Raw genomic sequence first — 24,663 nt, 5'->3', positions numbered from 1 at the left:
TCATGAGTCGATTGGATAGCGACCGGCCGGCATTCGACACGGTCGCCGACTGGAACTACCCCACCCGCATTCTCGTCGGCGCGGGTCGCATCGCCGAACTGGCCGAAGCCTGTCGTTCGCTGGGCATGAGCGCGCCGCTGCTGGTGACCGACCCGGGGCTGGCGGCGCTGCCGATGGTGGATCAGGCGCTGGAGCAGTGCCGGGATGCCGGGCTGGAGGTCGGCTGTTTCAGCCAGATCCAGGGCAATCCGACCGGCGACAACGTCACCGCCGGCATCCGCGCCTTTCGCGAAGGTAACCACGACGGCGTGATTGCCTTCGGCGGCGGCTCGGGGCTCGACGCCGCCAAGGCCGTGGCGCTGATGGCGCGCCAACGGGACGACCTGTCGCTGTGGTCGCTGGAAGATCGCGGCGACAACTGGCGCCATGCCGAGGCCGACGCCGTGCTGCCGGTGGTGGCCGTGCCCACCACGGCGGGTACCGGTTCGGAGGTCGGACGCGCCTCGGTGATCACCGATCAAAAGGCCCACGTCAAGCGCATCATCTTTCACCCTCGAATGATGCCGGGAGCGGTGATTCTCGATCCCGTCCTGACCCAGGGGCTACCGGCACCGATTACCGCCGCTACCGGCATGGATGCGCTGTCCCACTGTCTCGAGGCGTGGTGCGCGCCCGGCTATCACCCTCAGGCCGAGGGCATTGCGGTGGAGGGCATGCGCCGGATTCGCGAGGCGCTGCCGCGGGCCTATCGGGATGGCAACGATCTCGAGTCGCGGCTCGACATGCTGACGGCCTCGATGATGGGCGCCGCGGCGTTCCAGCGCGGACTGGGCGCGATGCACGCGCTGGCGCACCCGCTGGGGGCGCTGTTCGACGCCCATCATGGCCTGCTCAACGCCGTGCTCATGCCCTACGTGCTGCGTGCCAACACCTCGGCGATCGGCGAGCCGATGGTGCGCCTGAGCCGGTATCTCGACCTTCCGGGGTCAGGCACCGCTGGTGTCATCGACTGGGTGCTGGCGCTGCGCGAGGATCTGGGAATCCCCCATACCCTGGCGGAACTGGGCATCGACGATTCCCGTGCCGAGCTCGTCGGGCGCATGGCGATCGAAGATCCTTCCGCCGGCGGCAACCCGATCCCGTTCGATGCCGACGCGTATCAAAGCCTCTTCATGGCGGCGCTCGAGGGGCGTCTGTAGCGCGGAGGCTTTTCAGCCGATTCCTTTCATGACCCGGGAGCCCGCCGATGCGTATCGGTCTGTTGCAGTGCGATGACGTCGACCCGGCGCTGCGCGCGCGCCATGGCAACTATCCGGCGATGTTCGAGCAGCTGTTTCGAAGCATCGACCCGACGCTGGAGTTCCAGGTCTGGCGCTGTCTGGATGGCGAACTGCCGGCGGATATCGAAGCGGTGGACGCCTGGCTGACCACGGGCTCCAAGTTCGGGGTCAACGATGGCGAACCCTGGATCGAAGCGCTCTGTGGCTGGGTGCGCGAGCTGTGGGCGGCACGCAAGCCGCTGGTGGGCATCTGCTTCGGCCATCAGCTGATCGCCAGGGCGCTGGGCGGCGAAGTCGCCCAGCATCAGCGCGGCTGGGGCGTCGGCGTCTCCTTCAATCAGGTGACGCGGCAGGCCGAGTGGATGGTGCCGCAACAGGCCGGGCTCGATCTGGTGGTCAGTCATCAGGATCAGGTCGTGACGCTGCCGCCGGGCGCTGAAGTGCTGGCGGGGAGCAATTTCTGCCCTTACTACCTGATGCAGGTGGGCGAATGCTTCCTCGGCGTGCAGGGGCATCCGGAATTTTCCAGAGCGTACTCGGCCGACCTGATGGCGCTGCGGCGCGGCAAGATCCCCGACAATCGGCTCCGGGAGGGTTTGGCGTCGCTGCAGGCTGAGGTCGACGATCGGCAAGTGGTGCGCTGGATTCTGGCGTTCCTGCGGCATGCGATTGCCCGGCGATCGTGAAGGCTATCTCTCGATCTGTGTTGGCGAACCGCCATCGAGGCTAGCGAGTGACGGACAGGCCCAGATCCTCGGCCATTTCATACCGAAAACACTCCTGAACCAGCAGCTGGATGCCGCCGTGGCGAAAACGCGAGCGCCGCAGCCATAGTCCATCGCATAGCCCCTCGCATAGCCCTTCGCCGCCGGGTGAGACCCGTGCCACCTCGATCGGGTCGCGGGCGAGATCCGGCTGCGCGAACAGCCAGCTGCCCAGCGAGCGTTCCCCCAGCGCGCGCAGGCGACGGCAACCGATGCGGTCCAGCGGGGCGATCGAGCGTGCCGAGACCCAGGGCCGATCGCCGCTCATCAGCATCACCTCTCGCACCCAGGCCACCTCGGTGAGCGCCAGTCCCAGCGCCCGGGCTTCGTCGCGCCGCGGCCGCTCGACGCCCTGATGCATCAGCTTGACCCGAAACGGACGCTCGGAAGCCGCGATCAGCCGCGCGGTCAACGAGTCGGTGGATGCTACCCACTGCCACCAGTCGGCGCTCATGCGAGGGCGATGAACAGCGGCGGGGGACCAGCGAACCCAGCGCCAGGAGCGTTCGGCAGGAGAGAGGGCGTGGCAGAGAGCGTGACAGTGACGGGCTGGGGGCACGCGAAACGACTCCATGAGTACCATGAAAGAACTCTCTCGAAGCACGCCGGCCGGCGCGTGGCGGCACGGTCGAGAGGGCGCGTAGTGTACCATGGCGCTTCGTAACGACCGACCGAACGAGCTCCTGCCATGCGCCAATTCGAGCAAGCGTCAACGCCACTCACCATCATCGGTACCGGGATGGCGGGTCTAAGCCTGGCCCAGGCGGTTCGCAGCCGTGATACTGCACGGCGGATCACCCTGATCAGCGCCGATAGCGGCGACGAATACGCCAAGCCGCTGCTCTCCAGCGCCTTCACCAAGCGCCAGACGGCCGAGGCGCTGGTGGTTCGCGATGCGGTGGGCATTGCCGAATCGCTGAACGCGCAGATCCGCACCCATACCCTCGTCGAGGCGATCGATACGACCCGCCAGCGCCTGCATATCGGCGCAGAAACGCTCCCCTACGGCCAGCTGGTGCTGGCGACCGGCGCCGCGCCCCGGCAGCCGTTCGAGCTGGACCCGGCACTGCGGGGGCGGGTCTTCCAGATCAACGATCTCGACGACTACCGGCGTTTGCGCGGCGTGCTGGATCGTCACCCCGAGCGCCAGGCTCGCATCGCTATCATCGGCGCCGGGCTGGTGGGCTGCGAGTTTGCCAACGATCTCCATGCCGGGGGCCATCGGGTGGCGCTGGTCGCTCCCGAGGCGACGCCGCTGCCGCGACTGCTGCCGGCCGCGCTGGGACGGGCGTTGGGCGAGGCCTTCGCGGCAGCGGGAATTGATCTCGCCTTCGAGCGTCAACTGACGGCGCTTCACGACGATGGCGAAGGCGTGACCCTGACGCTGGACGACGGCGAGACGCTGGAGGCGGACCTGGTCCTGGTCGCGACCGGGCTGACGCCCCGTACGGCACTGGCCGAGGCCGCGGGACTGGCGGTATCGCCGGCGGGCGTCCTGACCGACCGACGGCTGGCTACCAGCGATCCGGCTATCTTCGCCCTGGGCGACAGCGCCTGTGTCGGTGGCCTCGGGACTCGCTCCGACGACGGCTTGAACGCGATGTACGTGCAGCCACTGCAGGCCAGCGCCAGGGCGCTGGCCGCGACGCTCACCGGTACGCCGACTCCGGTCGCGTACGGCGCCTGGCCGGTGATGGTCAAGACACCGCTGCTGCCGATTGCCGCGCTGCCGCCGCGAGAGCCGCCGGATCACTGGCGGATCGAGGGAGAAGCCGGCGATTTCAGCGCCCTGGCCGAGGACGAGAATGGCCGGCTGCTGGGGTTTGCGCTCACCGGACGCTGCGTTCGTCGTAAAGTCGAACTGGCGCGAGCGGCCCCCCCGTTGCTAGGCTAGCTTCGATGGCTGCGGGTATGTCAGCCATGAATCGTTACCTGATGCTGGACAAACCGCGCCCCGAGCTGCCTATTATGCGCTCGGAGGGCATCTTGTCCCTCATCGAGAACAACAACTCGTTTGATATGCGAGGCGTGTGTCAGGTAACGCCATTGCCAAATTAGGAGGGCTCTATGCGTAAGCCAGAACTCGCTGCGGCGATTGCCGAGCGTGCGGATCTTTCGAAGGACAAGGCCAGTCAGGTGCTGAACGTCATTCTCGACGAAATCACCGGTACGGTTTCCAAAGGTAGCGATGTCACGTTGATCGGCTTCGGTTCATTCACGGTTCGCGAGCGCGCCGCACGGACGGGCAAAAACCCGCAGACTGGCAAGCCGTTGGACATTCCGGCCAGCAAGACCGTGGCCTTCAAGCCCGGTAAAGCTCTCAAGGACGCCGTTAGCAAGTAATTCCGGGTTTTGAGTCGTTCGTCGACACGATGAGCGAAACGATAGCCGGTCCGCCACAAGGGCGGGTCGGCATTTTCCCGCCATATTCCCAATCCTGTTCGGTTCGTGCGAGGTGGCATGAAGCTCAAGTTGATGCTCTGGTGGCTTGGCGTGATGCTCAAGCGCGCACGTTCGCGCAAGGCCGCGTTTCGCGACACGTTGGAAAGACTTCAGCGATTCGACTGGGGCGTTGCGACCGAAGATCTGTCGATCGCTCGTCACTATCGGATGACGCCACAGGCGGTTCAGAGCAGTGCCGGGTTGCCGGTGGATCTGGCGCTGGAACTGCGTTTCCGCGATGCCGACAGTGCCACGCGCTTTTTGCGCAAACCTTCCCAGCGTGCCTTTCGCGAAGGCCTGTTCGACGGGCGATTGCGGCTGGTGGGGGATTCCCGCGATCTCGAGCGATTGCAGAGTCTGCTGAAGCATCTGTAAGCGAACTCCAGCATCGTTCTTTAGTGCCTGCGTCAGCGCCGTCTCCAGCGTCTTTCTCTAGACGTCTTCCTTCAGGGTCTTCTTTCAGAGTCTTCCTTTCCCGCAGCTTCCACCGGTCGATTCGATAACGCCGATGCCGGCCGCGAGAAAAACTGCCCACCCCTGGCCTGTTGGCAGCGATGGGCAGTCTCGATTAACCCTGGAGCGTTTTCTTGTCAGAGCGTCGCAAACTACGTCGAATCGAGCGACGGGCTCCGAGTAAGCGCGCTTACTGAGCGGCTTCGGCCTCGCTGGAGATCTCGATGTTGATCTCGTCGCTGACGTCGGGCACGTACTGATCCATACCGAAATCGCTGCGCTTGATGACGGTCGTGGCGTCGAAGCCCAGCGCCGGCACATTGGCCATGGGATGATTACCCGCCTTGTTGAGCGTGGCGTGCAGCACGACCGGCTTGGTGACGCCCTTGATGGTCAGATCGCCATGAACGTCGTATTGATCGTCGCCGGTCGACTCGATCGCGGTGCTCTTGAAAGTGGCGTCGGGATATTGCGCGACATCGAAGTATTCGGCGCCCAGGAACTCCTCGTTCAGCGCCGGCACCTTGGTATCCACGCTCTTGACCGGAATGGTCACGTCGACGCTGGAGTTCGATACGTCGTCTTCGTCGAACTGGATGGTACCCTTCACGTCCGAGAACGTTGCCGTCGGATGGGAGAATCCGAAGTGGGCCCAGGAAACCACCACGCTGGTATGCGTGGGATCCATCTGGTAAGTCGTGGTGTCCGCCATCGCGCTGGCGCTTGCGGTCCCCGCGAGGAGGGCCAGGGCCAGAGTTGCCTGTTTCAGAATCATTAATTAGCTCCGTTGATCAAAGTCTTGGCTATCGGTTTGCTCGAACTGGCGGCCGTGAACGGCCGCCACCCTCGATGTTCAGGCCTCGCTGTCAGGCCTTGATGTTCAGGTCTGGCTTTCAGGGCTGGCTATCAGGACATGACCGGGAGATCGAACACCAGCACTTCGGCGTCCTTCCCGTTGTCTATCGTCACGCCGGGCTCGTCCACGAGCATCAAGGCATCGCCGCCTTCAAGCGCCTGGCCATTGACCGTCACACTTCCCCTGACCACATGCACGTAGCTCTGGCGACCGTCCGACAATGCCAGTTCTGCACGCTCGTCGCCATCGAGTAGCGAGGCGTAGATGAAGGCGTCCTGCTGCAGCGTGAGCGAACCGTCGCGGCCGTCCGGCGACAGAATCAGACACAGTCTGCCGCGCTTGTCGGCGTCAGTGAAATCCTTCTCGGCGTAGTTCGGGGTCAGGCCGCGCTCCCTCGGAAACAGCCAGATCTGCAGGAAGTGCACCGGTTCGCTGGCGGAGTGATTGTACTCGCTATGCTCGACGCCGGTGCCGGTGGTCATGATCTGGACTCGCCCCGGGCCGATCGAGGAACCGTTGCCCAGCGTGTCCTTGTGGCCCAGCTCGCCGCTCAACACGTACGAGAAAATCTCCATGTCCTGATGGCCGTGCTGGCCGAAGCCCTGCCCCGGCGCCACGCGATCCTCGTTGATCACTCGCAGCGCGCTGAAGTGAATGTGGCCGGGATCGTGATAGCCGGCGAACGAGAACGAGTGATAGCTCTTGAGCCAGCCGTGATCGGCATAACCGCGTTCGTTGCTGGGTCGAATCGTCAACATGTCCGTCTCCTCTCAGAGAGCACCGCCGATCTTGCCCGGGTGCGATGAGACGAGTTTACCGACTAAATAATCGAACAAAAGTGCGTTAATACGCATATTTCAGCGTATAAAAACGAAAGGTCGTGGGGCGGTCGGGCTTCCATTGAGCCCGGTTTCAGCGTGCTGCCTGAATCGCCTCGGCCAATGCTTCGACCAGTGCCAAAGCCGATTCCACCCCGTCTTCCGCAAGCCGCTCGACGAGAGCGCTGCCGACGACCACGGCATCGGCAATTCGGGCAACGGCGGCGGCCGTGTCGCCATCGCGCACCCCGAAGCCGACGGCGACGGGCAGGGATATCTGCTGTCTGAGCTCACCGATCGAATCGCCCAGTGAGGCTGCGATATCGAGTCGCTGGCTGCCGGTGACGCCGTTGAAGGCGATCCGATAGACGAAACCGTCGCCCTGAGCCAGCAGCGCGGGTAGTCGCTCGGGGGGCGTGGTCGGGGCGACCAGCGGAATCCGCGCCAGCCCCAGGTCACGCGCTTTCGCTGTCAGCGCGACGCCATGTTCCGGCGGCAGATCGACCAGAATCAGGCCGTCGACGCCAGCGTCGGCTGCCGCCTGCAGAAAGCGATCCTCGCCGAAGCGCTGGATCGGATTGAGATAGCCCATCAGCACGATCGGGGTGTCGGCGTCTCGTTCCCGGAAATCCCGAACCATGTCCAGCGTCAGAGCCAGTGTCTGGCCGTTCGCCAGCGCTCGATCACCGGCGCGCTGAATCGCCACGCCGTCGGCCATCGGGTCGCTGAACGGCATGCCCAGCTCGATGATGTCTGCCCCCGCCTGGGGTAGGCGCTCGAGTAGCTGGCGGCTCTGTTCGAGATCGGGATCGCCGGCCATGACGTAGGTAACCAGGGCGGCGCGATTTTCTTCACGCAGCGCCGCAAAACGTCGCGCCAGGCGGGAATCGGTATTCAACGTCTCGGTATTCAATGTCTCAGTATTCAAAGGCGTCGCACTCATGATTCGGCCTCCTCGGGCATCAGATGACGGGTGATGGTGTCCATGTCCTTGTCGCCGCGGCCGCTCAGGCAGACCACGATGACCTGATCTGGTCCCTGCGCCGCCGCCAATCGGCCGGCGTGATGGAGCGCGTGGGCGGATTCCAGGGCCGGAAGAATACCCTCCAGCCGGCAGCAGAGACCGACGGCTTCCAGCGCCTCGTCGTCGGTGACCGCGACGTAGCTCGCCCGGCCGCTGTCGTGCAGATAGGCGTGTTCGGGGCCGACACCGGGATAGTCGAGCCCGGCGGAAATCGAGTGGGCGTCGAGAATCTGGCCGTGATCGTCCTGCAGCAGATAGGTGCGATTGCCGTGCAGGATGCCGGGCGCGCCACCATTGATGCTGGCGGCGTGGCGGCCGCTCTCCAGCCCTTCCCCGGCCGCTTCGACGCCGACCATGGCGACGTCGTCGTCGAGGAAGGCGTGGAACAGCCCCATGGCGTTGGAGCCGCCGCCGACGCAGGCGACCAGCGTGTCCGGCAGACGGCCCTGTGTCGCCAGCAGTTGCTCGCGGGTCTCGACGCCGATCACCGACTGGAAGTCCCGCACCATGCGCGGATAGGGCGCCGGACCCGCTACGGTGCCGATGATGTAGAAAGTGTCGTCGACATGGGCGACCCAGTCGCGCAGCGCCTCGTTCATGGCGTCCTTGAGCGTCGCCGTGCCGCTGTGGACGGGCACGATCTCGGCACCGAGCAGATGCATGCGCTGGACATTGGGCTGCTGGCGCTCGATGTCTGTCGCGCCCATGTAGATCACGCAGGGCAGGCCGAGTCGCGCCGCCACCGTGGCGACGGCGACCCCGTGCATGCCAGCGCCGGTCTCGGCGATCAGCCGCTTGCGACCCATACGTTGGGCCAGCAGGCCCTGGCCGAGGGCGTTGTTGATCTTGTGCGCGCCGGTGTGGTTCAGATCCTCGCGCTTGAGATAGATCCGCGCGCCGCCGAAGTGCTCCGTCAGGCGTTCGGCAAAATAGAGCGGCGTGGCGCGACCGACGTAGTCGCGCTGAAGCTCCTGCAATCGGCTCTGAAAGGCCGGGTCGGCGCGCGCCTCGTCATAGGCGGCTTCGATCTCGGCGATCAGCGGCATCAGGGTTTCGGCGACGTAGCGTCCGCCGTAGCCGTGCTGTTGTTGATTGCCGTCGCCGTTATTCGGGCTGGCGCCGAAAAAACCATTCTCGTCGGGAATATCCCTCGTCATCGAGCTCATCGGTCATTTCCTGTCGGTCGATTCGATGACGTCAGATTAGGCTGGTAGCGCAATACGGAAAATCGATAAACTCTCCCCATTATGTGAGTAAAAATCACTTATTAATGGGAGTGAAATGGTCACGCTACCCCCGCTCAATGCGCTGCGCGCGTTCGAATCAACCGCCCGGCTGGGCAGCGTGACGGCCGCCGCGCGCGAACTGCACGTCACCCACGGCGCCGTCAGCCGTCAGCTACGCACGCTGGAGCAGCATTTCGGCGCGGCGCTATTCGACAAGGCGGGGCGGGGAATCGTGCTGACCGTTCACGGTCGGGAACTGCATCAGTCGGTCGGTGAGGCTTTCTCACGCTTGAACGAGGGCTGCGTGGCGCTCAGACGGCGTCTCGACGAGGCGCCTTTCACGCTCGCCTGTCCGGGAAGTCTGCTCGCCCGCTGGCTGATCCCGCGACTCGACCGGCTCAATGCCGATCTGCCGGAATTACGCCTGCGGGTGGTTTCCAGCGAGCACGAGCTCGATCCGAGGCGCGAGGATGTCGATGCCACGCTGCGCTTCGCCGCGCCGCCGTGGCCTGACGACATCACGGTGATCCCGCTGATGCCGGAGCGCATCGTCGCGGTGGCGACACCGGAGATATGGACGACGGCGGCGAAGGGCTCGGCCAGGGCAATGCTCGAGCGCCTCACGCTGCTGGATACCGCCTCACGCCCGCAAGCCTGGCCCGAATGGACAGCGGCCATGGGCGTCGAGCAAGAGACGCTTGCGGCGGCGCGGGCGAAGGGACGCAGCTTCGAGCATCTCTACTATCTGCTGGAAGCCGCGCTGGCCGGGCTGGGTGTCGCCATCGCCCCGCAGCTATTGGTGGCAGCCGAGCTGCGCCAGGGCCGCCTGATATCGCCCTGGCCCGCCATCGAAACATCCGCGTCGCTGGGGCTGTGGCTGGCCCCCGGCGCCGATACCCGGCGCGGCCAACGCCTGGCCGAGTGGTTGCGCCGCGAGCTGGCCGAGGCATAGTAAGGGGACTTAGTGTCGGGGCTTAGGCAGGGGCTTAGGCAGGGGCTTAGGCAGGGGCTTGGTTAGTGCCGGAGCCGAGCCTCAGTGCCGAGCCTGCTCGCGGGCCTGCATGCGTTCCATGGCGCGACGATAGGAGCCGTTGCGCACCGCCCAGCGCACCACCGGGGCGATGGTGCGGATGCTGGAACGTACGGCGTGACGCTCGAGCGTCGACATCTCGAGACTCAGCAGTGTCGCTGCCCAGGGTGGCAATAGATCGATGCCGGCACGCATGAACAGCGCCCCGGCGGGGCGAATGATCGGGCTCGGCGGCAGCGCGTGCAGCAGCACGTCGATCACGTCGCGCGTCCGCGAATCGCAGACCAGGTAGCGGCGCTGATGGTCCAGATAGGCTTCGATGGCCGCTCGGCTCCTGGGAACGTCGCGTGCGCCGAGTGCTTCCGCCACGCGTGCGGTCTCGGCGAAATAGCGATCCTGATCGGCAAGGCTCAGATCCGGATTGCGGTAGCGCCGGTGGGCGGCCAGGAATCGACTCATCTCGGCGACGTGCACCCACACCAGCAGCTCGGGGTCATTGGCGGCGTAGGGCGTGCCATCGGCGGCCTGACCGCTGACCCCATCGTGGACCCGCCGGACTCGATCGAGGATGCGTTCGGCGTCGTCGCGGGAGCCGAAAGTGGTGACGGCGATGAACTGGCTGGTGCGGCGCAGTCGGCCGATCATGTCCTGACGAAAGTTGGAGTGGTCCCAGATGCCGGCCAGCGCCAGCGGGTGCAGCATCTGCAGCAGCAGCGCGCTGACGCCGCCGCACATCATCGGCGTGAACTCGCCGTGGACTTTCCACGCCACGGTTTCCGGTCCGAATAGACCCGGATCGCCCTTGGGCTGGGTGTAGTCCACGCCGCCCAGCGTGCGCCCGGTGAGGTGACTGATGCGATTTTCGATGGCGTCACGCAGGGAAGTCATGGCATTGAGATCATGTTATTGGGGTCATGTTATTAAGCTCAGTTCAGGGCGACGAGGCCTGGATGATCTCGCCATCGGCAGCGGGAACACCGTCGCGGATGGCGCGGGAGAAGGCCTCGCTCCCCGCATTGTACGGAATCTCCCGGGCGCGCGGATCGATATACCCCCGACTGCGCAGGAACTCGAGCGGGTGGCTCGTGTCCAGCCCGCCGATATCGTAGACGTATTCCGGCAGATAGCCGGAGAGAATCAGCCGAATATCCCGGGGCAGTCCGGGCACGATCTTGTCGACCATGTCGAACACGATGGTGGTGCAGTTGCTGGTCAGGGTGTTGTAGAACTCAGGTGTCTGGCGCAGCCGGTCGGCTTCGTCGAGATAGGCGAGGAACAGTTCGCGACGAGCCTGGGGCGTTAGTCCGACCCGGTAGAGATAGACGTCTTCCTCGCGCACGTTGCTGCGCAGGCGCAGGATATCGTTCTCGTCGGCGGCGATCAGGTTGAGCTCGAACTGCTTGAAGAAGCCACCGCTGATGGAAAATGCCTCGTTCTTCTCGCGCCGGATCTCCACCGAGAAGGTCAGATGGCGGCCGTCGTCGAAACCGAAGGTGACCAGCGTGTGGGCGATCGCCGGCCCCATCCAGTAGGAGACCACCATATCCACCGCGTCGAGCCGAGAGAGGTCGTACTCGCGGGTTTCCCAGCGCGGTATCGCCGTATCCGGCGTCTGCCACTCGAAGTCGCGCACGTTGTGAAGCGTGATCCGGTCGCCGTCGCGTTCGACCGCCAGTTGCCGCGCCACGTCCGGCGCCCACTCGCGATCGTTGCTGGGCTCGAGACTTTGCCACCAGCTAACCAGGACGACCAGGGCCAGCGTGAACGTCAGCCGAATCGCCAGGGCCACGCGTTCTCTGCGCGATTGGTGAGGTGAACCCCGGCGGACCCGCCATGGCGCGATCAGCGCCGTGCCGCCGATCAGCACCCACGCGGCAATGGCAGAGAGGACGAGCGGGCGCGGCCCCGGCAGCTCGAAATGCAGCGCCAGCGCACCCCAGCCGATCACGCTCAGCATCACCACGGCACGCAGTAGCTGAGCCACGAACCCCAGTACGCGTCTTATGCCGGTTCGATGCAAATTCCTGGTCGGTCCCACGCTTTTCCTCTGCCGTCCGCTAAATCCCGATCATGCCGAAGTCCAGGGTCGGGATAAAGGCAAAAGACGTTGCGGCCGACAGGATCAACGACGTTATACTAAAGTCTAAGCGTTGGTCAGGTTCTCTATCCGTTCACCGTCGGTGGTATCTGTTCCCGCTGAGGCGAGCGCGCTATCGTGACGGCATAACCACAATCCTGGAGAGACCGAAATTTCCGATTCGTTTTCCCACTCCCTGCGCCAGCTGTGGACGTTGGACAAGTTTGCCTACAGCTTCCGGGTATTTCTGGCGTTCAGCGGCGCCATCGCGCTGAGCTGGTCCCAGGACCAGATCGCGCTCGCCATCCCGCTGTTTCTGGGTATCATCGCCAGCGCGCTGTCCGAGACCGACGACAACTGGGAAGGTCGCGTCCGCGCCCTGCTGGTCACGCTGGTCTGCTTTCTGGTCGCCTCGAGCTCGGTGGAGCTGCTGTTTCCCTGGCCCTGGCTGTTCGCCCCCGGCCTGGCGCTGTCGGCGTTCACCTTCATCATGCTCGGCGCCGTCGAGCAGCGCTACGCCACCATCGCCTCGGCAACGCTGATCCTGTCGGTCTATTCGATGATCAACATCGAGCAGCACGGCGGCACCACCGACGGCAATTTCTGGCATCAGCCGCTGCTGCTGGTCGCGGGCGCCGCCTGGTACGGGCTGATCTCGGTGATCTGGTGTGCGCTGTTCTCGCGCCAGCCGGTCAAGCAGAGCATGGCCCAGCTGTATCGGGAGCTGGGGGAATACCTGATCATCAAGGCGACGCTGTTCGAGCCGCTGCGCGGGGTCGATGTCGAAAGCCGACGGGTGGCGCTGGCACGCCAGAACGGCCGCGTGGTGACCGCGCTCAACCAGGCCAAGGAGATGATCTTTCGGCGGCTGGAGGGCCAGCGAGGCAGCCGCAAGCTCAACCGTTACCTGCGGCTCTACTTCATTGCCCAGGACATCCACGAGCGGGTCAGCGCCTCGCACTACCCCTATTCCGCGCTGTCGGAGGCGTTCTTCCACCACGACGTGCTGTTCCGCTGCCAGCGCCTGCTCGACCAGCAGGGCCGGGCCTGCAAGCGTCTGGCCAAGGCGCTGCTGCTGCGTCAGCCGTTCGAGCACGGCCAGAGCGAGCAGGCGCTGGAGGATCTGCGCGCCTCGATCGTGTATCTGCGCGCCCAGCGCAATCCGGCATGGACCCCGCTGCTGCGATCGCTGCAGGCGCTGGGCCGCAATCTGGCGACGCTGGAGGATCAGCTCTCCAGCGCCCACAATCCGGACGCCGTGGCCGATCAGAAGGACGCAACGCTGTTCAATCGCTCACCGCGCAGCTTCAAGGACGCCTGGGAGCGCATCCGGCTCAACCTGACCCCGGGTTCGCCGACCTTTCGCCACGCGCTGCGGCTGTCGACGGCACTGCTGGTAGGTTACGGCGTGCTGCATCTGGTCCATCCGACGCAAGGGTACTGGATCCTGCTGACCACGCTGTTCGTGTGTCGGCCCAATTTCGGCGCGACGCGGCGCTTCCTGCGCCAGCGCATCGTCGGCACGGTACTCGGTCTGGTGGTGGGCTGGGCGCTGATCAGCCTGTTCCCGAATCCGCTGATCCAGTCGCTGATCGCGGTCGTCGCCGGCGTCACCTTCTTTGCCAATCGCGAGAAGCACTACGTGATTGCCACCGCCGCCATCACCACGCTGGTATTGAGCAGCTTCAACCAGGTCGGCGACGGCTTCGATCTGATCCTGCCGCGACTGATCGATACCCTGATCGGCGCGTTGATCTCGGGCCTGGCGGTGTTCTTCATCCTGCCGGACTGGCAGGGGCGGCGGCTGCACAAGGTGGCCGCGACGGCGCTGACCAACAGCACCCTCTACCTGCGCGAGATCATCCATCAGTACGAAGCCGGCAAGCAGGACGATCTGGCCTACCGGCTGGCCCGGCGCAACGCCCACAACGCCGACGCCGCGCTCTCCACGGTGCTCGCCAACATGCTGCAGGAGCCGGGTCATTATCGGAAGAAGGACGCCGACGAGGGCTTCCGGTTTCTGGTCGTGTCTCACACGCTGCTGGGCTATCTCTCCGCGCTGGGCGCGCATCGAGGCACGCTGACGCCGAGCGAGGCCGACGCCGAGATCCATGCCGCCGCCCGCCGTATCGCCGATGGCTTCGATTCGATCGCCGCCAGTCTTGCCTCACGCCAGACGATTCCCGAGCTCAAGAACGAGCAGAGCGCGCTGATGGCGATCTTCGAGCAGGAGCCCGCCGCCGCCCAGGATGACGCCGACGACGAGCGCCGCGTGATCCAGACCCAGCTGCTGCACATCAGCCGCCAGCTGGTGCCGATGAGCGAGGCGGCAGGGCGGCTGGTGGCGCGGCCGGATGAAACGTCGAACGCGATGAACGGTGTCGAGAAGGCCGCCGGGAACGTCTCAGAGCGAACCTGAAGCAGCCCGTGTCTGAGTCTAGACCTGCCCGTAGCGTCCGGCTTCGTCACCCAGCCAGCGGCGGATCAGCGGGGTCGCGGCGTCGGGGGCTTCTTCGAGTAGCGCCTGGGCCAGCGCGGTGACGGTATCGAGCAGGTCGCGGTCGCGCTCCAGATCGGCGATCTTCATCTGCGCCAGGCCGGTCTGGCGGGTGCCGAGCACTTCGCCGGGACCGCGCAGTTCTAGATCCTTCTCTGCCACCTTGAAGCCGTCGGTGGTGTCACGCAGGATGCCGAGGCGCTGGCGCGAGTGGTTCGACAGCGGTGGGTGATAGAGCAGCACGCAGTAGCTGTCGACGCGCCCGCGGCCGACCCGACCCCGTAGCTGATGCAGCTGGGAAAGCCCCAGTCGCTCCGGATTCTCGATGATCATCAGGCTGGCGTTGGGCACGTCGACCCCGACCTCGATCACCGTGGTCGCCACCAGCAGGTCCAGCTCGCCGCGCTTGAAGGCGTCCATCACCTCGACCTTCTCCTGCGCCTTCATGCGCCCGTGGACCAGGCCCACGTTGAGCTCCGACAGCGCTTCCACCAGCGTATCGCGGGTGACTTCCGCGGCCTGACAGGTCAACGTCTCCGACTCCTCGATCAGAGTGCAGACCCAGTAGGCCTGGCGCCCTTCGGCGCAGGCGTTGCGGATGCGTTGAATCACCTCCGGGCGGCGTTCGTCGGGTACCGCCACCGTGTGCACCGGCGTGCGGCCCGGCGGCAGCTCGTCGATCACCGACAGATCGAGATCGGCGTAGGCGCTCATCGCCAGGGTGCGCGGGATCGGTGTGGCGGTCATGATCAGCTGATGCGGGGTCAGGCCGCCGGACTCGCCTTTCTGGCGCAGCGCGAGACGCTGGTGAACGCCGAATCGATGCTGTTCGTCGATCACCGCCAGCCCCAGCCGGTGGAAGATCACGTCCTCCTGGAACAGCGCGTGGGTCCCCACGGCGACCTGCACGCGGCCGTCGGCGATGGCGGCCTTGGTGTCGAGGCGCGCCTTGCCCTTGAGTTTGCCGGCCAGCCAACCGACCTCGATCCCCAGCGGTTCGAGCCAAGCCCGGAACTGGCGAAAGTGCTGCTCGGCGAGGATCTCGGTGGGTGCCATCACCGCCGCCTGACAGCCGCCGGCGATGGCGTTCAGCACCGCCATGGCGGCGACCACGGTCTTGCCCGAGCCGACGTCGCCCTGGACCAGCCGTAGCATCGGCACTTCGCGCTCCAGATCGCGCCCGATCTCTTCGAGCACGCGGCGCTGGGCCTGGGTCAGCGAGAACGGTAGCTGAGTCAGAAAGCGCGCTTGCAGATTGCTGCTCGCCGCGAGTTTGGGGGCACCGTCGGCCTGAATCCGCAGGCGGACCTGGCGCAGGCTCAACTGATGCGCCAGCAGCTCTTCCAGCGCCAATCGTCGCTGGGCGGGGTGACGACCGTCGGCCAGACGCTCCTGGGGCGCGTCCGGCGGCGGTTCGTGGAGATAGCGCAGCGATTCGATCAGCCCCGGCAGACGAAAACGCCCGCGCAGCGGCTCGGGAATCCACTCCGGCAGGCTCTCCGGCGCCTGGGCCAGCCGCTTCAGCGCCTGCTGGATCAGGGCCCGCAAGCGCGGCTGTGCCAGCCCTTCGGTGGTTGGATAGATTGGTGTGAGATGTTCGTCCACCGGCGCCGCTTCGGTCTGGATCAGGCGATATTCCGGATGGTAGATCTCGAGCCCGGTGCTGCCGGCGCGGGCTTCGCCGAAACAGCGCACCTGAACGCCCTTAGTGAACTGCTGTTGCTGAGCCGGCGAGAAGTGAAAGAAGCGCAGGCTGAGAATGCCGGAGCCATCCTTGAGCCGGACCAGCAGGCTGCGGCGACGGCCGCGAACGACTTCGGCGGCGCTGACTTCGCCTTCGACCACCGCTTCGGTACCGGCACGCAGCGTACCGATCGGCGTGATCCGGGTGCGGTCCTGATAGCGCAGCGGCAGATGGAACAGCAGGTCGGCGATCCGTTCTACGCCGAGTCTGGCCAGCTTCAAGGCCAGCGCTTCGCCGACGCCGGAGAGTTCGGTAATCGGTTGGTCGAGGCTCATGCGGCCTCGACGTCGCTGCCCTGGATTTTATCGATCGCCTGGATCAGCGCATCGATCGCCTTGGGTCGCGGGAAACTCGCGCGCCACGCCAGCGCCACGCTGCGCTTGGGGGCGCTGCCCTTGAACGGGCGGCTCTCCAGCAGGCCGTTTTCGTAGTGACTGGTGCCGATCGCCAGCTTGGGCAGCACCGTGATGCCGAGCCCCGAGGCGACCATGTGACGAATGGTCTCCAGCGAGCCGCCCTCGGCAATCAGGGTGTTCGAGGGATTGTTGAGCTGGGCGTTGATCGCCGGGCAGGCCTCCAGAATCTGGTCACGGAAGCAGTGGCCTTCGCCGAGCAGCAGCAGACGTTCGGTGAGCAGGTCCTCCTTGTCGATCGCCGCCTTCTCCGTCCACGGATGGCCGGCTGGCAGCAGAACCTCGAACGGCTCCTCGTAGAGTGTCTTGGTGACGACATCGGGCTCGTTGAACGGCAGCGCCACGAAGATCGCATCGAGTTCGCCGCTGCGCAGCTTGCGGCGCAGCACGCCGGTGAAACTCTCCTCGATATAGAGCGGCATCTGCGGGGCAATGCGCGTCAAAGCCGGAATCAGGTGCGGAAACAGATAGGGGCCGATGGTGTAGATGGCGCCAATTCGCAGCGGGCTGATCAACTGATCCTTGCCTTCGGTGGCCAGCTCCCGGATCAGCGTGGCCTGCTCCAGCACGCGCTGGGCCTGCTCGACGATCCGCTCTCCCAGCGGGGTGACCTGGACGGTGGATTTGGAGCGTTCGAACAGAGCAATGCCGAGTTCGTCCTCGAGTTTCTTGACGGCCACCGAAAGCGTCGGCTGAGAAACGAAGCAGCGTTCGGCGGCGCGACCGAAGTGGCGCTCCTGGGCCAAGGTTACGATGTAGCGGAGTTCTGTTAGAGTCATTAGCTGGGACCGAAAGGCTCCCTGTCTGCGCGATACGGCGAATGAATAAAGCGACGGCGGATGAACAAGTCGACTCAGTGGCGCGAATGAGTCGACAGGTACGCAGTTCTCGTGGTTGTGCGCGTCCTCAAGGACGAATCATCAAGGACGTTTTACCAAGAGGCTAGGGAAAGGTGAAGAAAACTACGCTAATTCTCGGTTGCGGCGATATCGGCACCCAGCTCGGGAAGCAGTTGATCGACGCCGGCCAGCGGGTAATCGGCGCGCGGCGCAATGTCGCTGCGCTCGATGGAACCGGTATCGAGGCGGTGGCGCTGGACGTCACCGACGAGGCCGCGCTGGCGGCGCTGCCGGACGCCGACATCATCGTCTATTCGGTGACCGCGGACCGGTTCGAGGAGTCCGCCTACGAAGCGGCTTATCCGACGGGGCTGAAGACTGTGCTGCAGGCCTTCGGCTCCCGTAAAAAGAAGCCCGAACGGATATTTTTCGTCTCTTCGACCAGTGTCTACGCCCAGCAGGCGGGCGAAGCGGTGGATGAAACCACCGAAACCGAGCCCCACGGCTTCTCCGGCACGCTGATGCGCGAAGCCGAGCAGGCCCTGCTCGCGCACGATCTGCCGGGCACGGCGCTGCGTTTCTCGGGCATCTACGGTCCGGGACGCGATCGCCTGATCCGCCAGGTGAGTGAAGGCCGTATTGCCGCTTCCAATCCGCCGATGTATTCCAACCGCATCCATCGCGACGACTGCGCGGGCGTGATCGCCCACCTGATCCAGCTGACGCTGGATGGCAAGCCGCTGGAGCCGATCTATCTCGCCAGCGACTGCGATTCGGCGCCGCTGCATGAAGTCATGGCCTGGATCGCCCAGCGGCTCAAGGTCGAGACGCCGGACGTCATCCAGTCTCCGCTGCGTCGTCGTTCGAGCAAGCGCTGCAACAACCAGCGGCTGCTGGATTCCGGCTACACGTTTCGCTATCCCACCTTCCGCGAAGGTTACGAGGACGTGCTGCAGCAGGGCGGTTTCCTGCCGGCCGAAGAAAAAGCCGGTGCCCGGAAGAAGTCCGGCGCCAAGCCGAGCAAGGCGAAAGCCTGAAGCTCGACCTCGATCCCGCATGACGATTCGACGACGAATTCGTGTCAACGACATGACACGAATCGTCAAACCGCTGATAGACATGGAAAAGCGCCTGCGGGCGCTTTTTTCGTTACCCCTCCCGCCCTCCGCTTTGTCACCGTTTCTTAATTGTCTAGATAAATAACCGTCACACGACACCGCCAGACTGTGTTCAACATTTCGGGGCCAGGGGTTGATGATCCGACCCACGGCCCGACACTTTCCGGGACGAATCGTATGACCGCCATCATTAGCGTCGAACGGCTCGACAAATCCTTCGGCACCCACGCCGCGCTGCGCGAGGTCGGGTTCGAGATCGCCAACGGCGAAATGGTCACCTTGATCGGGCCGTCGGGCTCGGGCAAGTCGACCCTGCTGCGTCATCTCGTTGGATTGAGCCGTGCCGACCGCCATTCGCACAGCCATGTGCGGGTGCTGGATCGCGACGTACAGCGCGGCGGGCGTCTGCTCGGCGCCAGCCGCGAACAGCGCCGTCGCTGCGGCTATATCTTCCAGCAGTTCAATCTCGCCGGCCGTCTCAGCGTGTTGACCAACGTATTGATCGGCCATCTCGGTGCGATGCCGCGCTGGCGGGCGCTGATCGGCCGCTTCACCCAGCAGGAACGCGATCTGGCGCTGCGCGCGCTGGAGCGCGTCGGCATCGTCGGCCTGGCCCATCAGCGCGCCAATACCCTTTCCGGTGGCCAGATGCAGCGGGTCGCCATCGCCCGGGCGCTGGTCCAGGAGGCGGAAGTGATCTTCGCCGACGAGCCGATCGCCTCGCTCGATCCGCGCAGTGCCCGCGAGGTGATGGAAATCCTGCAGCGGATCAACCGCGAGGATGGCCGCACCGTCGTCGTCACGCTGCATCAGGTCGAGGTCGCCCGCCGTTACTGCCGTCGTGCCATCGCGCTCAAGCTCGGCCGGCTCTATTACGACGGGCCGATCGAAGGCCTCACCGATAACCGCCTGCAGACGCTCTACGAGAACGCCGGCCTCGACGAACTCGAGTCCCGCCAACCCGATCCCCGGATCGCACCGCCGCTGCATGCGGTGGGCTGATCCGGGCGAACACGAGCCCATAACAACCGATCCACCACCACCGACCCTTCAAGGAAACGACATGATCTCATCTTGCTTACGCCGCGCGGCTCTGCCGCTGATCGCCGGGCTCGGCCTGCTTGGCAGCACGCTTGCCGTCAGCTCGGCACAGGCCGCCGACCAGCCGCTGCGCTTCGGCATCATCTCCACCGAGTCGAGCACCAACCAGTCGACCCAGTGGCAGCCGTTTCTGGACGACATGGCCGACGCGCTGGGCGTCGAGGTCAAGCCGTTCTTCGCCACCGACTACGCCGCGGTGATCCAGGCGATGCGTTTCGACAAGGTCGACCTGGCCTGGTACGGCAACAAGTCGGCCATGGAAGCGGTCGATCGCGCCGGTGGCGAGATCTTCGCCCAGACCGTCGCCGCCAACGGCGCACCGGGTTACTGGAGCCTGATGATCGTCAACAAGGACAGCCCCTACAACGACGTCGACGATATCCTCGAGCACGCCAGCGAGCTGACCTTCGGCAACGGCGATCCCAACTCCACCTCCGGCTATCTGGTACCGGGTTACTACGTCTTCGCCAAGAACCACGTCGATCCCAAAACCGCATTCAAGCGCACGCTCAACGCCAACCACGAGACCAACGCGCTGACCGTGGCCAACGGCCAGGTCGATGTCGCCACGTTCAACACCGAGAGCATGGAGCGCCTCGAAATCACCCATCCCGAGAAGGCCGATCAGCTCAAGGTGATCTGGAAGTCGCCGTTGATCCCCTCCGATCCGCTGGTCTGGCGCACCAATCTGCCCCAGCAGACCAAGGATGAGCTGCGTGATTTCTTCCTGAGCTACGGCGATACCGCCAAGCAGAAAAAGATTCTCGAGCCGCTGCAGTGGTCCGGTTTTTCCGCTTCCGACAACGACCAGCTGCTGCCGATCCGTCAGCTCGAACTGTTCAAGCAGCGCGCCCAGATCGCCGCCGACGATTCGCTCGATGCCGACGACAAGCAGAAGCAGCTATCGGATCTCGATGCCCGTCTCGAGTCGCTGAACGAGCGCATGGACGCTCGCGAAGCCGCGCAGGCCAAGAAGGCCGACAACAGCACCGCGATGGCGACCCAGTAAAGAAGACGTGTTCTGAACACGAGTCTCTGACAGGCCAGGGCGGATCTCGACGTTCCCACCGCCCTGGCCATCTTCATGATCGATGCAGCGGAGTCCATGCATGACCACTTCCACACTTGATGCGCGAGCCCGATCGGGTAAACGCAGCTGGACCACACTGCTCGGCTGGGTCATCGCCGTCGTCGTCCTCGGCTGGGCTTGGCAGGGCGCCGAGATGGCGCCGAGCCTGCTGGTCACCAACGCCGGCAACATGGCCACGCTCGCCGCCGACTTCGTGCCGCCGACCTTCGGCAGTCTCGATCACTACATCGATCAGATGTTGATCACCATCCAGATCGCCATCTGGGGCACGCTGCTGGCGGTGCTGTTCGCCATTCCGTTCGGCCTGCTCTCGTCCGACAACCTGGCGCCGTGGTGGGTCAACCAGCCGGTACGACGGCTGATGGATGCGTGCCGCGCGATCAACGAGCTGGTGTTCGCGATGGTGTTCGTGGTCGCCGTTGGCCTGGGGCCGTTCGCCGGGACCATGGCGCTGTTCGTCCACACCACCGGGGTCCTCGCCAAGCTGTTCTCGGAGGCGGTGGAAGCCACCGATGCCGGACCGATGGAAGGCGTGCGCGTCACCGGTGCCGGGCGCCTGGAAGAGATCATCTTCGGCCTGATCCCCCAGGTGCTGCCGCTGTGGATCTCGGTCAGCCTCTATCGCTTCGAGTCCAACATCCGCTCGGCGACGGTACTCGGCATGGTCGGCGGCGGCGGGATCGGCGTCTCGCTGTGGGAAACCATGCGCGGATTTCAGTACACCGAGACCGCCACGATCATGCTGGTGATCATCGTTGCCGTGACGCTGCTGGACATGGTGTCGCAACGTGTTCGCAAGCGCTTCATCTGATGCCGGGGCTTCCCCCGGTTTTTTGGGCCACATGATGTCTAGACAAATTCTGACGATACCCCGCTACCGCGAACTGGCCGAAGAGCTGGTGCGCGAGGTGCGCGCCGACTACGCGCCGGGCGATCTGCTGCCGACCGAGGCGCAGCTGGCCAAGCGCTTCGCGGTCAATCGCCACACGGTACGCCGGGCGCTGGACGAACTGGTCGCCGCCGGCATGGTGACGCGCCATCAGGGTCGCGGCACCCAGGTCGTCGATCGGCGTCTCGATTACGCCGTCAGCGCCGGCAGCAAGGTGACCCAGAATCTGGCCGGCCTGGGTCTGCCTTCGAACACCTGCTGTCTCGAACAGGGGTTCGTGACGCCTCCCGAGGCGATCGCTCTGCGTTTCGGCCGTTCTGTCGCCGAGCCGCTGCTACGGGTCGATACCGTGCGCTACGTCGACGATGCCCCGCTGATGCGGCTGCGTCACTGGTTCGATCCCGAGCGCGTGCCGGGCTGGCTCGAGCGCTATCGCGGCGGCTCCACCCGGGCGCTGCTGGGCCAGCACTACGGCCTGCGCCTGCATCGGCGGCGAGTGCGCATCGATGCTGTCCCCGCGGATCGCGACGACACCCGCTGGCTGCAGTGTCCGCTCAATGCGCCGCTGCTGGTAATGACCAGCGACAACACCGATGCCGCCGGCGGGCTGGTGGAGGTGTCCGTGGGCCGGGCGCGCGCCGACCGGCTCTCCTATCACGTTGATTTCGACACCGACCCCATGGATTCCGATACCGACGAGGTTGCGTCATGAGTCACACATCACGAAACGCGCGTCAGCGCTTGCTGGCGCTCTCTTCCCGGCAGCACATCGAGGCCCGTTGGGGCGCTCTGGGCGAGCTGCTCGACGATTTCCCCACGCATCGCTGCGTACGCGGCCCCGAAACCGGCATGGCGATGCTCAAGGGGCGCACCGGCGGCACCGGCAACGCCTTCCATCTGGGCGAGATGACCCTGACCCGGGCCAGCGTCGCTCTCGACGACGGCACCCTCGGCCACGGCTGGGTGCGTGGTCGCGATCATCGCCACGCCGAACTGATCGCGCTGGCCGATGCCGTCGCCCAGCACGCCGAATGGCAGGAAGCACTCGAGACGCAGGTGCTCGCGCCGCTGGTCGAGGAACTCGCCGAGCGCCAGCGCGGTGACGCTGCCACCGCCGCCGCCACCCGCGTCGACTTCTTCACGCTGGTAAGGGGGGAATGACGATGGAGAACAGAGCAGTCACGAAGGAGAAAGGCGTGGTTCAGGAAAGCGGCGTGGTTAAGGAAAGCGGCGTGGTGAAGGAGAGAGAAATGATGAATGAAGCCTGGCCTGGTCTGGCCGACCCAGCCCACGACAGTCAGCGCCTGTTTCGCCAGATTCTCGGCGCCATGTCCGAACCGGGCACGCTTGCGACACTGGCGTTGCCGGCACCGCCCCAGGTGACGCCGAGTGACGCACTGGGTGCTGCGCTGTGGGGCGTGATGCTGACGCTCTGCGATCTCGAGACGCGCGTCTGGATCGCCGCCGACCTCGACTCGCCGGCCCTGCGCGAGGCCCTGACTTTCCACACCGGGGCGCGAATCACCGACGACCCGGCGAACGCCGATTTCGCGCTGCTGACCCACGCGTCCTTCGATCCGCAGACACCGTTTGCGTTGGGCAGCGATACCTATCCCGACCGCGGCACCACGCTGCTGGTCGCCGTGGAGCGACTGGCCAACGCCGAGCCCTGGATTCTCTCCGGGCCTGGCATCGAGACCACCCGCGCACTCGATATCGGCGATGCCGCCGGCTGCCACCTCCTGATGGATCGGCTTGCCGCCAACCGGGCCAGCTTCCCGCAGGGATTGGACGTCATCTTCGGCTGCGGCGCGCAGCTGGCGGCGGTTCCCCGCAGCACCCGTGTCACGCGTGCCGATGCCAAGGAGGTGAACTGATGTACGTAGCCGTCAAGGGAGGCGAGCAGGCGATCGCCAATGCCCACCGCTGGCTGGCCGACCGCCGCCGGGGCGATCGCGAGCGTCCGGAACTCGAGGTCGCCCAGATCGGCGATCAGCTGCGCCTGGCCGTCGACCGGGTGATGAGCGAAGCCTCGCTCTATGACCCCGAGCTCGCCGCGCTGGCGTTCAAGCAGGCCAGCGGCGATCTCACCGAGGCCGTATTCCTGCTGCGCGCCTATCGCACCACGCTGCCGCGCCTTGCCGTCAGCGAGCCGCTCGACACCGCCAACATGCGCATCGAACGCCGCATCAGCGCCACCTACAAGGACATTCCTGGCGGCCAGATTCTGGGGCCGACCTACGACTACACCCACCGCCTGCTCGACTTTCTGCAGCTGGCCGGTGCCGAGGTGCCGCCTGCCGAGACCCGGGATGACGTGACCGACGCCGAGGCGTGCCCGCAGATTCTGGCGCTGCTCAACGACGAAGGGCTGGTGGAGCAGGAGGTGGACGACGGCGCCGAGCCTTCGGACATTACCCGCGATCCGCCGGATTACCCGATGGACCGCGCCGCCCGACTGCAGATGCTGGCCCGCGGCGACGAGGGTTACCTGCTGGCGCTGGGGTACTCCACCCAACGCGGCTACGGCCGCAATCACCCGTTTGCCGGCGAGATTCGCCTGGGCCAAGTGGAGGTCGAGATCCATGTCGACGAATGGGACGAGACGATCTGCGTCGGCGAGATCGCGCTGAGCGAGTGCCAGATGATCAACCAGTTCGGCGGTAGCCGGGAAGCCGCACCGCAGTTCACGCGGGGTTACGGCCTCGCCTTCGGCCACAACGAGCGCAAGACCATGTCCATGGCGCTGGTCGATCGTGCCCTGCGCGCCGAGGAGCTGGGCGAGCCGATCATCGGCCCGGCGCAGCAGGCGGAGTTCGTGCTGGCGCATGCCGACAGCGTCGACGCCGCCGGCTTCGTCTCGCATCTCAAGCTGCCGCACTACGTCGACTTCCAGTCCGAGCTCGATCTGCTCCGGCGCCTGCGCCGCGAACATGCCGCGCAACAGGCGGAACTCGACAGCGCTCGTGACACGGCCAGCCCCCAACCGAAGGAGCGTTGAT

Annotated in this window: 24 protein-coding genes; 15 read left to right on the top strand and 9 right to left on the bottom strand. The window is 65.3% G+C overall.

Translation table 11 applies throughout. The annotated features are described in order from the left end of the window. The first annotated feature begins 2 nt into the window (after window positions 1–2). Together DOM58_RS14820 and DOM58_RS14815 are read left to right on the top strand one after the other, a co-directional pair. Complete coding sequence (locus DOM58_RS14820; protein WP_110693494.1) at window positions 3–1,199, top strand: iron-containing alcohol dehydrogenase; 1,197 nt, start codon at window positions 3–5, stop codon at window positions 1,197–1,199. A 47-nt stretch (window positions 1,200–1,246) separates the two neighbouring features. Beyond that, window positions 1,247–1,966, top strand: a complete 720-nt coding sequence (locus DOM58_RS14815; RefSeq protein WP_110693493.1) for a glutamine amidotransferase-related protein — start codon at window positions 1,247–1,249, stop codon at window positions 1,964–1,966. Between the two features lie 40 nt (window positions 1,967–2,006). Here the strand turns inward: DOM58_RS14815 and DOM58_RS14810 are convergent, their stop codons facing one another. Further along, window positions 2,007–2,603 (bottom strand): chorismate--pyruvate lyase family protein, encoded by a 597-nt coding sequence (locus tag DOM58_RS14810; RefSeq protein ID WP_245392290.1) that lies wholly within the window; start codon window positions 2,601–2,603, stop codon window positions 2,007–2,009. Window positions 2,604–2,732: 129 nt separating this feature from the next. Here DOM58_RS14810 and DOM58_RS14805 point away from each other — a divergent pair, with 129 nt between their 5' ends. The 3 genes from DOM58_RS14805 to DOM58_RS14795 all read left to right on the top strand — a co-directional run bounded on the left by DOM58_RS14805 (window position 2,733) and on the right by DOM58_RS14795 (window position 4,861). After that, complete coding sequence (locus DOM58_RS14805; RefSeq protein ID WP_110693491.1) at window positions 2,733–3,938, top strand: NAD(P)/FAD-dependent oxidoreductase; 1,206 nt, start codon at window positions 2,733–2,735, stop codon at window positions 3,936–3,938. 173 nt (window positions 3,939–4,111) lie between these two features. Then, the gene (locus DOM58_RS14800; protein WP_071230476.1) at window positions 4,112–4,387 is read left to right on the top strand and encodes an HU family DNA-binding protein; all 276 of its coding nucleotides are present in this window, start codon (window positions 4,112–4,114) and stop codon (window positions 4,385–4,387) included. 117 nt (window positions 4,388–4,504) lie between these two features. Continuing rightward, window positions 4,505–4,861 (top strand): hypothetical protein, encoded by a 357-nt coding sequence (locus DOM58_RS14795; protein ID WP_110693490.1) that lies wholly within the window; start codon window positions 4,505–4,507, stop codon window positions 4,859–4,861. A gap of 268 nt (window positions 4,862–5,129) precedes the next feature. Here DOM58_RS14795 and DOM58_RS14790 read toward each other — a convergent pair whose 3' ends face one another. The 4 genes from DOM58_RS14790 to trpB all read right to left on the bottom strand — a co-directional run bounded on the left by DOM58_RS14790 (window position 5,130) and on the right by trpB (window position 8,803). Then, complete coding sequence (locus tag DOM58_RS14790) at window positions 5,130–5,714, bottom strand: YceI family protein (RefSeq protein ID WP_110693489.1); 585 nt, start codon at window positions 5,712–5,714, stop codon at window positions 5,130–5,132. A gap of 131 nt (window positions 5,715–5,845) precedes the next feature. After that, window positions 5,846–6,553, bottom strand: a complete 708-nt coding sequence (locus DOM58_RS14785; RefSeq protein WP_110693488.1) for a pirin family protein — start codon at window positions 6,551–6,553, stop codon at window positions 5,846–5,848. A 154-nt stretch (window positions 6,554–6,707) separates the two neighbouring features. Beyond that, window positions 6,708–7,556 carry a tryptophan synthase subunit alpha gene (gene trpA, locus DOM58_RS14780; protein WP_110693487.1) on the bottom strand — a complete coding sequence of 283 codons (849 nt, stop codon included), beginning with the start codon at window positions 7,554–7,556 and terminating at the stop codon, window positions 6,708–6,710. Beyond that, complete coding sequence (gene trpB / locus DOM58_RS14775; RefSeq protein WP_223162194.1) at window positions 7,553–8,803, bottom strand: tryptophan synthase subunit beta; 1,251 nt, start codon at window positions 8,801–8,803, stop codon at window positions 7,553–7,555. The genes trpA and trpB overlap by 4 nt, the downstream gene beginning before the upstream one ends. 115 nt (window positions 8,804–8,918) lie before the next feature. Between trpB and DOM58_RS14770 the strand changes: the two genes are divergently transcribed. Next, entirely contained in the window at window positions 8,919–9,815 is an 897-nt protein-coding gene (locus DOM58_RS14770) for a LysR family transcriptional regulator (RefSeq protein WP_110693486.1), read from the top strand. Between the two features lie 81 nt (window positions 9,816–9,896). On the opposite strand, the gene DOM58_RS14765 is transcribed toward DOM58_RS14770, so the two are convergent. Both DOM58_RS14765 and DOM58_RS14760 read right to left on the bottom strand, forming a co-directional pair. After that, window positions 9,897–10,781 (bottom strand): oxygenase MpaB family protein, encoded by an 885-nt coding sequence (locus DOM58_RS14765; protein WP_110693485.1) that lies wholly within the window; start codon window positions 10,779–10,781, stop codon window positions 9,897–9,899. A 43-nt stretch (window positions 10,782–10,824) separates the two neighbouring features. Then, the gene (locus DOM58_RS14760; protein WP_245392289.1) at window positions 10,825–11,877 is read right to left on the bottom strand and encodes an Lnb N-terminal periplasmic domain-containing protein; all 1,053 of its coding nucleotides are present in this window, start codon (window positions 11,875–11,877) and stop codon (window positions 10,825–10,827) included. Window positions 11,878–12,184: 307 nt separating this feature from the next. Between DOM58_RS14760 and yccS the strand changes: the two genes are divergently transcribed. After that, complete coding sequence (gene yccS / locus DOM58_RS14755; protein WP_245392288.1) at window positions 12,185–14,389, top strand: YccS family putative transporter; 2,205 nt, start codon at window positions 12,185–12,187, stop codon at window positions 14,387–14,389. An 18-nt stretch (window positions 14,390–14,407) separates the two neighbouring features. Here yccS and recG read toward each other — a convergent pair whose 3' ends face one another. Together recG and DOM58_RS14745 are read right to left on the bottom strand one after the other, a co-directional pair. Next, window positions 14,408–16,486, bottom strand: a complete 2,079-nt coding sequence (gene recG / locus DOM58_RS14750; RefSeq protein ID WP_110693483.1) for an ATP-dependent DNA helicase RecG — start codon at window positions 16,484–16,486, stop codon at window positions 14,408–14,410. Then, the gene (locus DOM58_RS14745; protein WP_110693482.1) at window positions 16,483–17,403 is read right to left on the bottom strand and encodes a hydrogen peroxide-inducible genes activator; all 921 of its coding nucleotides are present in this window, start codon (window positions 17,401–17,403) and stop codon (window positions 16,483–16,485) included. The genes recG and DOM58_RS14745 overlap by 4 nt, the downstream gene beginning before the upstream one ends. A gap of 173 nt (window positions 17,404–17,576) precedes the next feature. On the opposite strand from DOM58_RS14745, the gene DOM58_RS14740 reads away from it, so the two are divergent. From DOM58_RS14740 to DOM58_RS14705, 8 genes are all read left to right on the top strand, one after another. Further along, window positions 17,577–18,500 (top strand): SDR family oxidoreductase, encoded by a 924-nt coding sequence (locus DOM58_RS14740; protein WP_110693481.1) that lies wholly within the window; start codon window positions 17,577–17,579, stop codon window positions 18,498–18,500. Between the two features lie 258 nt (window positions 18,501–18,758). After that, complete coding sequence (phnC, locus tag DOM58_RS14735) at window positions 18,759–19,583, top strand: phosphonate ABC transporter ATP-binding protein (RefSeq protein ID WP_110693480.1); 825 nt, start codon at window positions 18,759–18,761, stop codon at window positions 19,581–19,583. 61 nt (window positions 19,584–19,644) lie between these two features. Continuing rightward, on the top strand, window positions 19,645–20,691 hold the full coding sequence (phnD, locus tag DOM58_RS14730; protein ID WP_110693479.1) for a phosphonate ABC transporter substrate-binding protein: 1,047 nt from the start codon (window positions 19,645–19,647) through the stop codon (window positions 20,689–20,691). Window positions 20,692–20,791: 100 nt separating this feature from the next. Then, complete coding sequence (gene phnE / locus DOM58_RS14725; protein WP_110693478.1) at window positions 20,792–21,583, top strand: phosphonate ABC transporter, permease protein PhnE; 792 nt, start codon at window positions 20,792–20,794, stop codon at window positions 21,581–21,583. A gap of 34 nt (window positions 21,584–21,617) precedes the next feature. Continuing rightward, a complete protein-coding gene (phnF, locus tag DOM58_RS14720) occupies window positions 21,618–22,373 on the top strand; it encodes a phosphonate metabolism transcriptional regulator PhnF (RefSeq protein ID WP_075561552.1) in 756 nt (251 codons plus the stop codon). Continuing rightward, window positions 22,370–22,822: a phosphonate C-P lyase system protein PhnG gene (phnG, locus tag DOM58_RS14715; RefSeq protein WP_110693476.1), complete on the top strand. Its 453-nt coding sequence runs from the start codon at window positions 22,370–22,372 to the stop codon at window positions 22,820–22,822. Before phnF ends, phnG begins: the two co-directional genes overlap by 4 nt. A gap of 2 nt (window positions 22,823–22,824) precedes the next feature. Further along, the gene (gene phnH / locus DOM58_RS14710) at window positions 22,825–23,538 is read left to right on the top strand and encodes a phosphonate C-P lyase system protein PhnH (RefSeq protein WP_245392287.1); all 714 of its coding nucleotides are present in this window, start codon (window positions 22,825–22,827) and stop codon (window positions 23,536–23,538) included. Next, on the top strand, window positions 23,538–24,662 hold the full coding sequence (locus DOM58_RS14705; protein ID WP_110693475.1) for a carbon-phosphorus lyase complex subunit: 1,125 nt from the start codon (window positions 23,538–23,540) through the stop codon (window positions 24,660–24,662). The genes phnH and DOM58_RS14705 overlap by 1 nt, the downstream gene beginning before the upstream one ends. The last annotated feature ends 1 nt before the right edge of the window (window position 24,663 follow it).

The sequence above is a fragment of the Salinicola halophyticus genome (genome assembly GCF_003206695.1).
GTDB lineage: Bacteria > Pseudomonadota > Gammaproteobacteria > Pseudomonadales > Halomonadaceae > Salinicola > Salinicola halophyticus.
This window is presented reverse-complemented; position numbering and strand designations above follow the sequence as displayed.

What these genes read in the sequence shown, in the direction of transcription:
- phnH (WP_245392287.1), top strand. Translation starts at nt 22,825, where the DNA reads ATGGAGAACAGAGCAGTCACGAAGGAGAAAGGCGTGGTTCAGGAAAGC.
- DOM58_RS14705 (WP_110693475.1), top strand. Translation starts at nt 23,538, where the DNA reads ATGTACGTAGCCGTCAAGGGAGGCGAGCAGGCGATCGCCAATGCCCAC.
- phnC (WP_110693480.1), top strand. Translation starts at nt 18,759, where the DNA reads ATGACCGCCATCATTAGCGTCGAACGGCTCGACAAATCCTTCGGCACC.
- recG (WP_110693483.1), bottom strand. Translation starts at nt 16,486, where the DNA reads ATGAGCCTCGACCAACCGATTACCGAACTCTCCGGCGTCGGCGAAGCG.
- DOM58_RS14790 (WP_110693489.1), bottom strand. Translation starts at nt 5,714, where the DNA reads ATGATTCTGAAACAGGCAACTCTGGCCCTGGCCCTCCTCGCGGGGACC.
- phnD (WP_110693479.1), top strand. Translation starts at nt 19,645, where the DNA reads ATGATCTCATCTTGCTTACGCCGCGCGGCTCTGCCGCTGATCGCCGGG.
- phnG (WP_110693476.1), top strand. Translation starts at nt 22,370, where the DNA reads ATGAGTCACACATCACGAAACGCGCGTCAGCGCTTGCTGGCGCTCTCT.
- DOM58_RS14785 (WP_110693488.1), bottom strand. Translation starts at nt 6,553, where the DNA reads ATGTTGACGATTCGACCCAGCAACGAACGCGGTTATGCCGATCACGGC.
- DOM58_RS14770 (WP_110693486.1), top strand. Translation starts at nt 8,919, where the DNA reads ATGGTCACGCTACCCCCGCTCAATGCGCTGCGCGCGTTCGAATCAACC.
- DOM58_RS14765 (WP_110693485.1), bottom strand. Translation starts at nt 10,781, where the DNA reads ATGACTTCCCTGCGTGACGCCATCGAAAATCGCATCAGTCACCTCACC.
- DOM58_RS14820 (WP_110693494.1), top strand. Translation starts at nt 3, where the DNA reads ATGAGTCGATTGGATAGCGACCGGCCGGCATTCGACACGGTCGCCGAC.
- phnE (WP_110693478.1), top strand. Translation starts at nt 20,792, where the DNA reads ATGACCACTTCCACACTTGATGCGCGAGCCCGATCGGGTAAACGCAGC.
- DOM58_RS14800 (WP_071230476.1), top strand. Translation starts at nt 4,112, where the DNA reads ATGCGTAAGCCAGAACTCGCTGCGGCGATTGCCGAGCGTGCGGATCTT.
- DOM58_RS14795 (WP_110693490.1), top strand. Translation starts at nt 4,505, where the DNA reads ATGAAGCTCAAGTTGATGCTCTGGTGGCTTGGCGTGATGCTCAAGCGC.
- trpA (WP_110693487.1), bottom strand. Translation starts at nt 7,556, where the DNA reads ATGAGTGCGACGCCTTTGAATACTGAGACATTGAATACCGAGACGTTG.
- DOM58_RS14815 (WP_110693493.1), top strand. Translation starts at nt 1,247, where the DNA reads ATGCGTATCGGTCTGTTGCAGTGCGATGACGTCGACCCGGCGCTGCGC.
- phnF (WP_075561552.1), top strand. Translation starts at nt 21,618, where the DNA reads ATGTCTAGACAAATTCTGACGATACCCCGCTACCGCGAACTGGCCGAA.
- trpB (WP_223162194.1), bottom strand. Translation starts at nt 8,803, where the DNA reads ATGAGCTCGATGACGAGGGATATTCCCGACGAGAATGGTTTTTTCGGC.
- DOM58_RS14805 (WP_110693491.1), top strand. Translation starts at nt 2,733, where the DNA reads ATGCGCCAATTCGAGCAAGCGTCAACGCCACTCACCATCATCGGTACC.
- DOM58_RS14745 (WP_110693482.1), bottom strand. Translation starts at nt 17,403, where the DNA reads ATGACTCTAACAGAACTCCGCTACATCGTAACCTTGGCCCAGGAGCGC.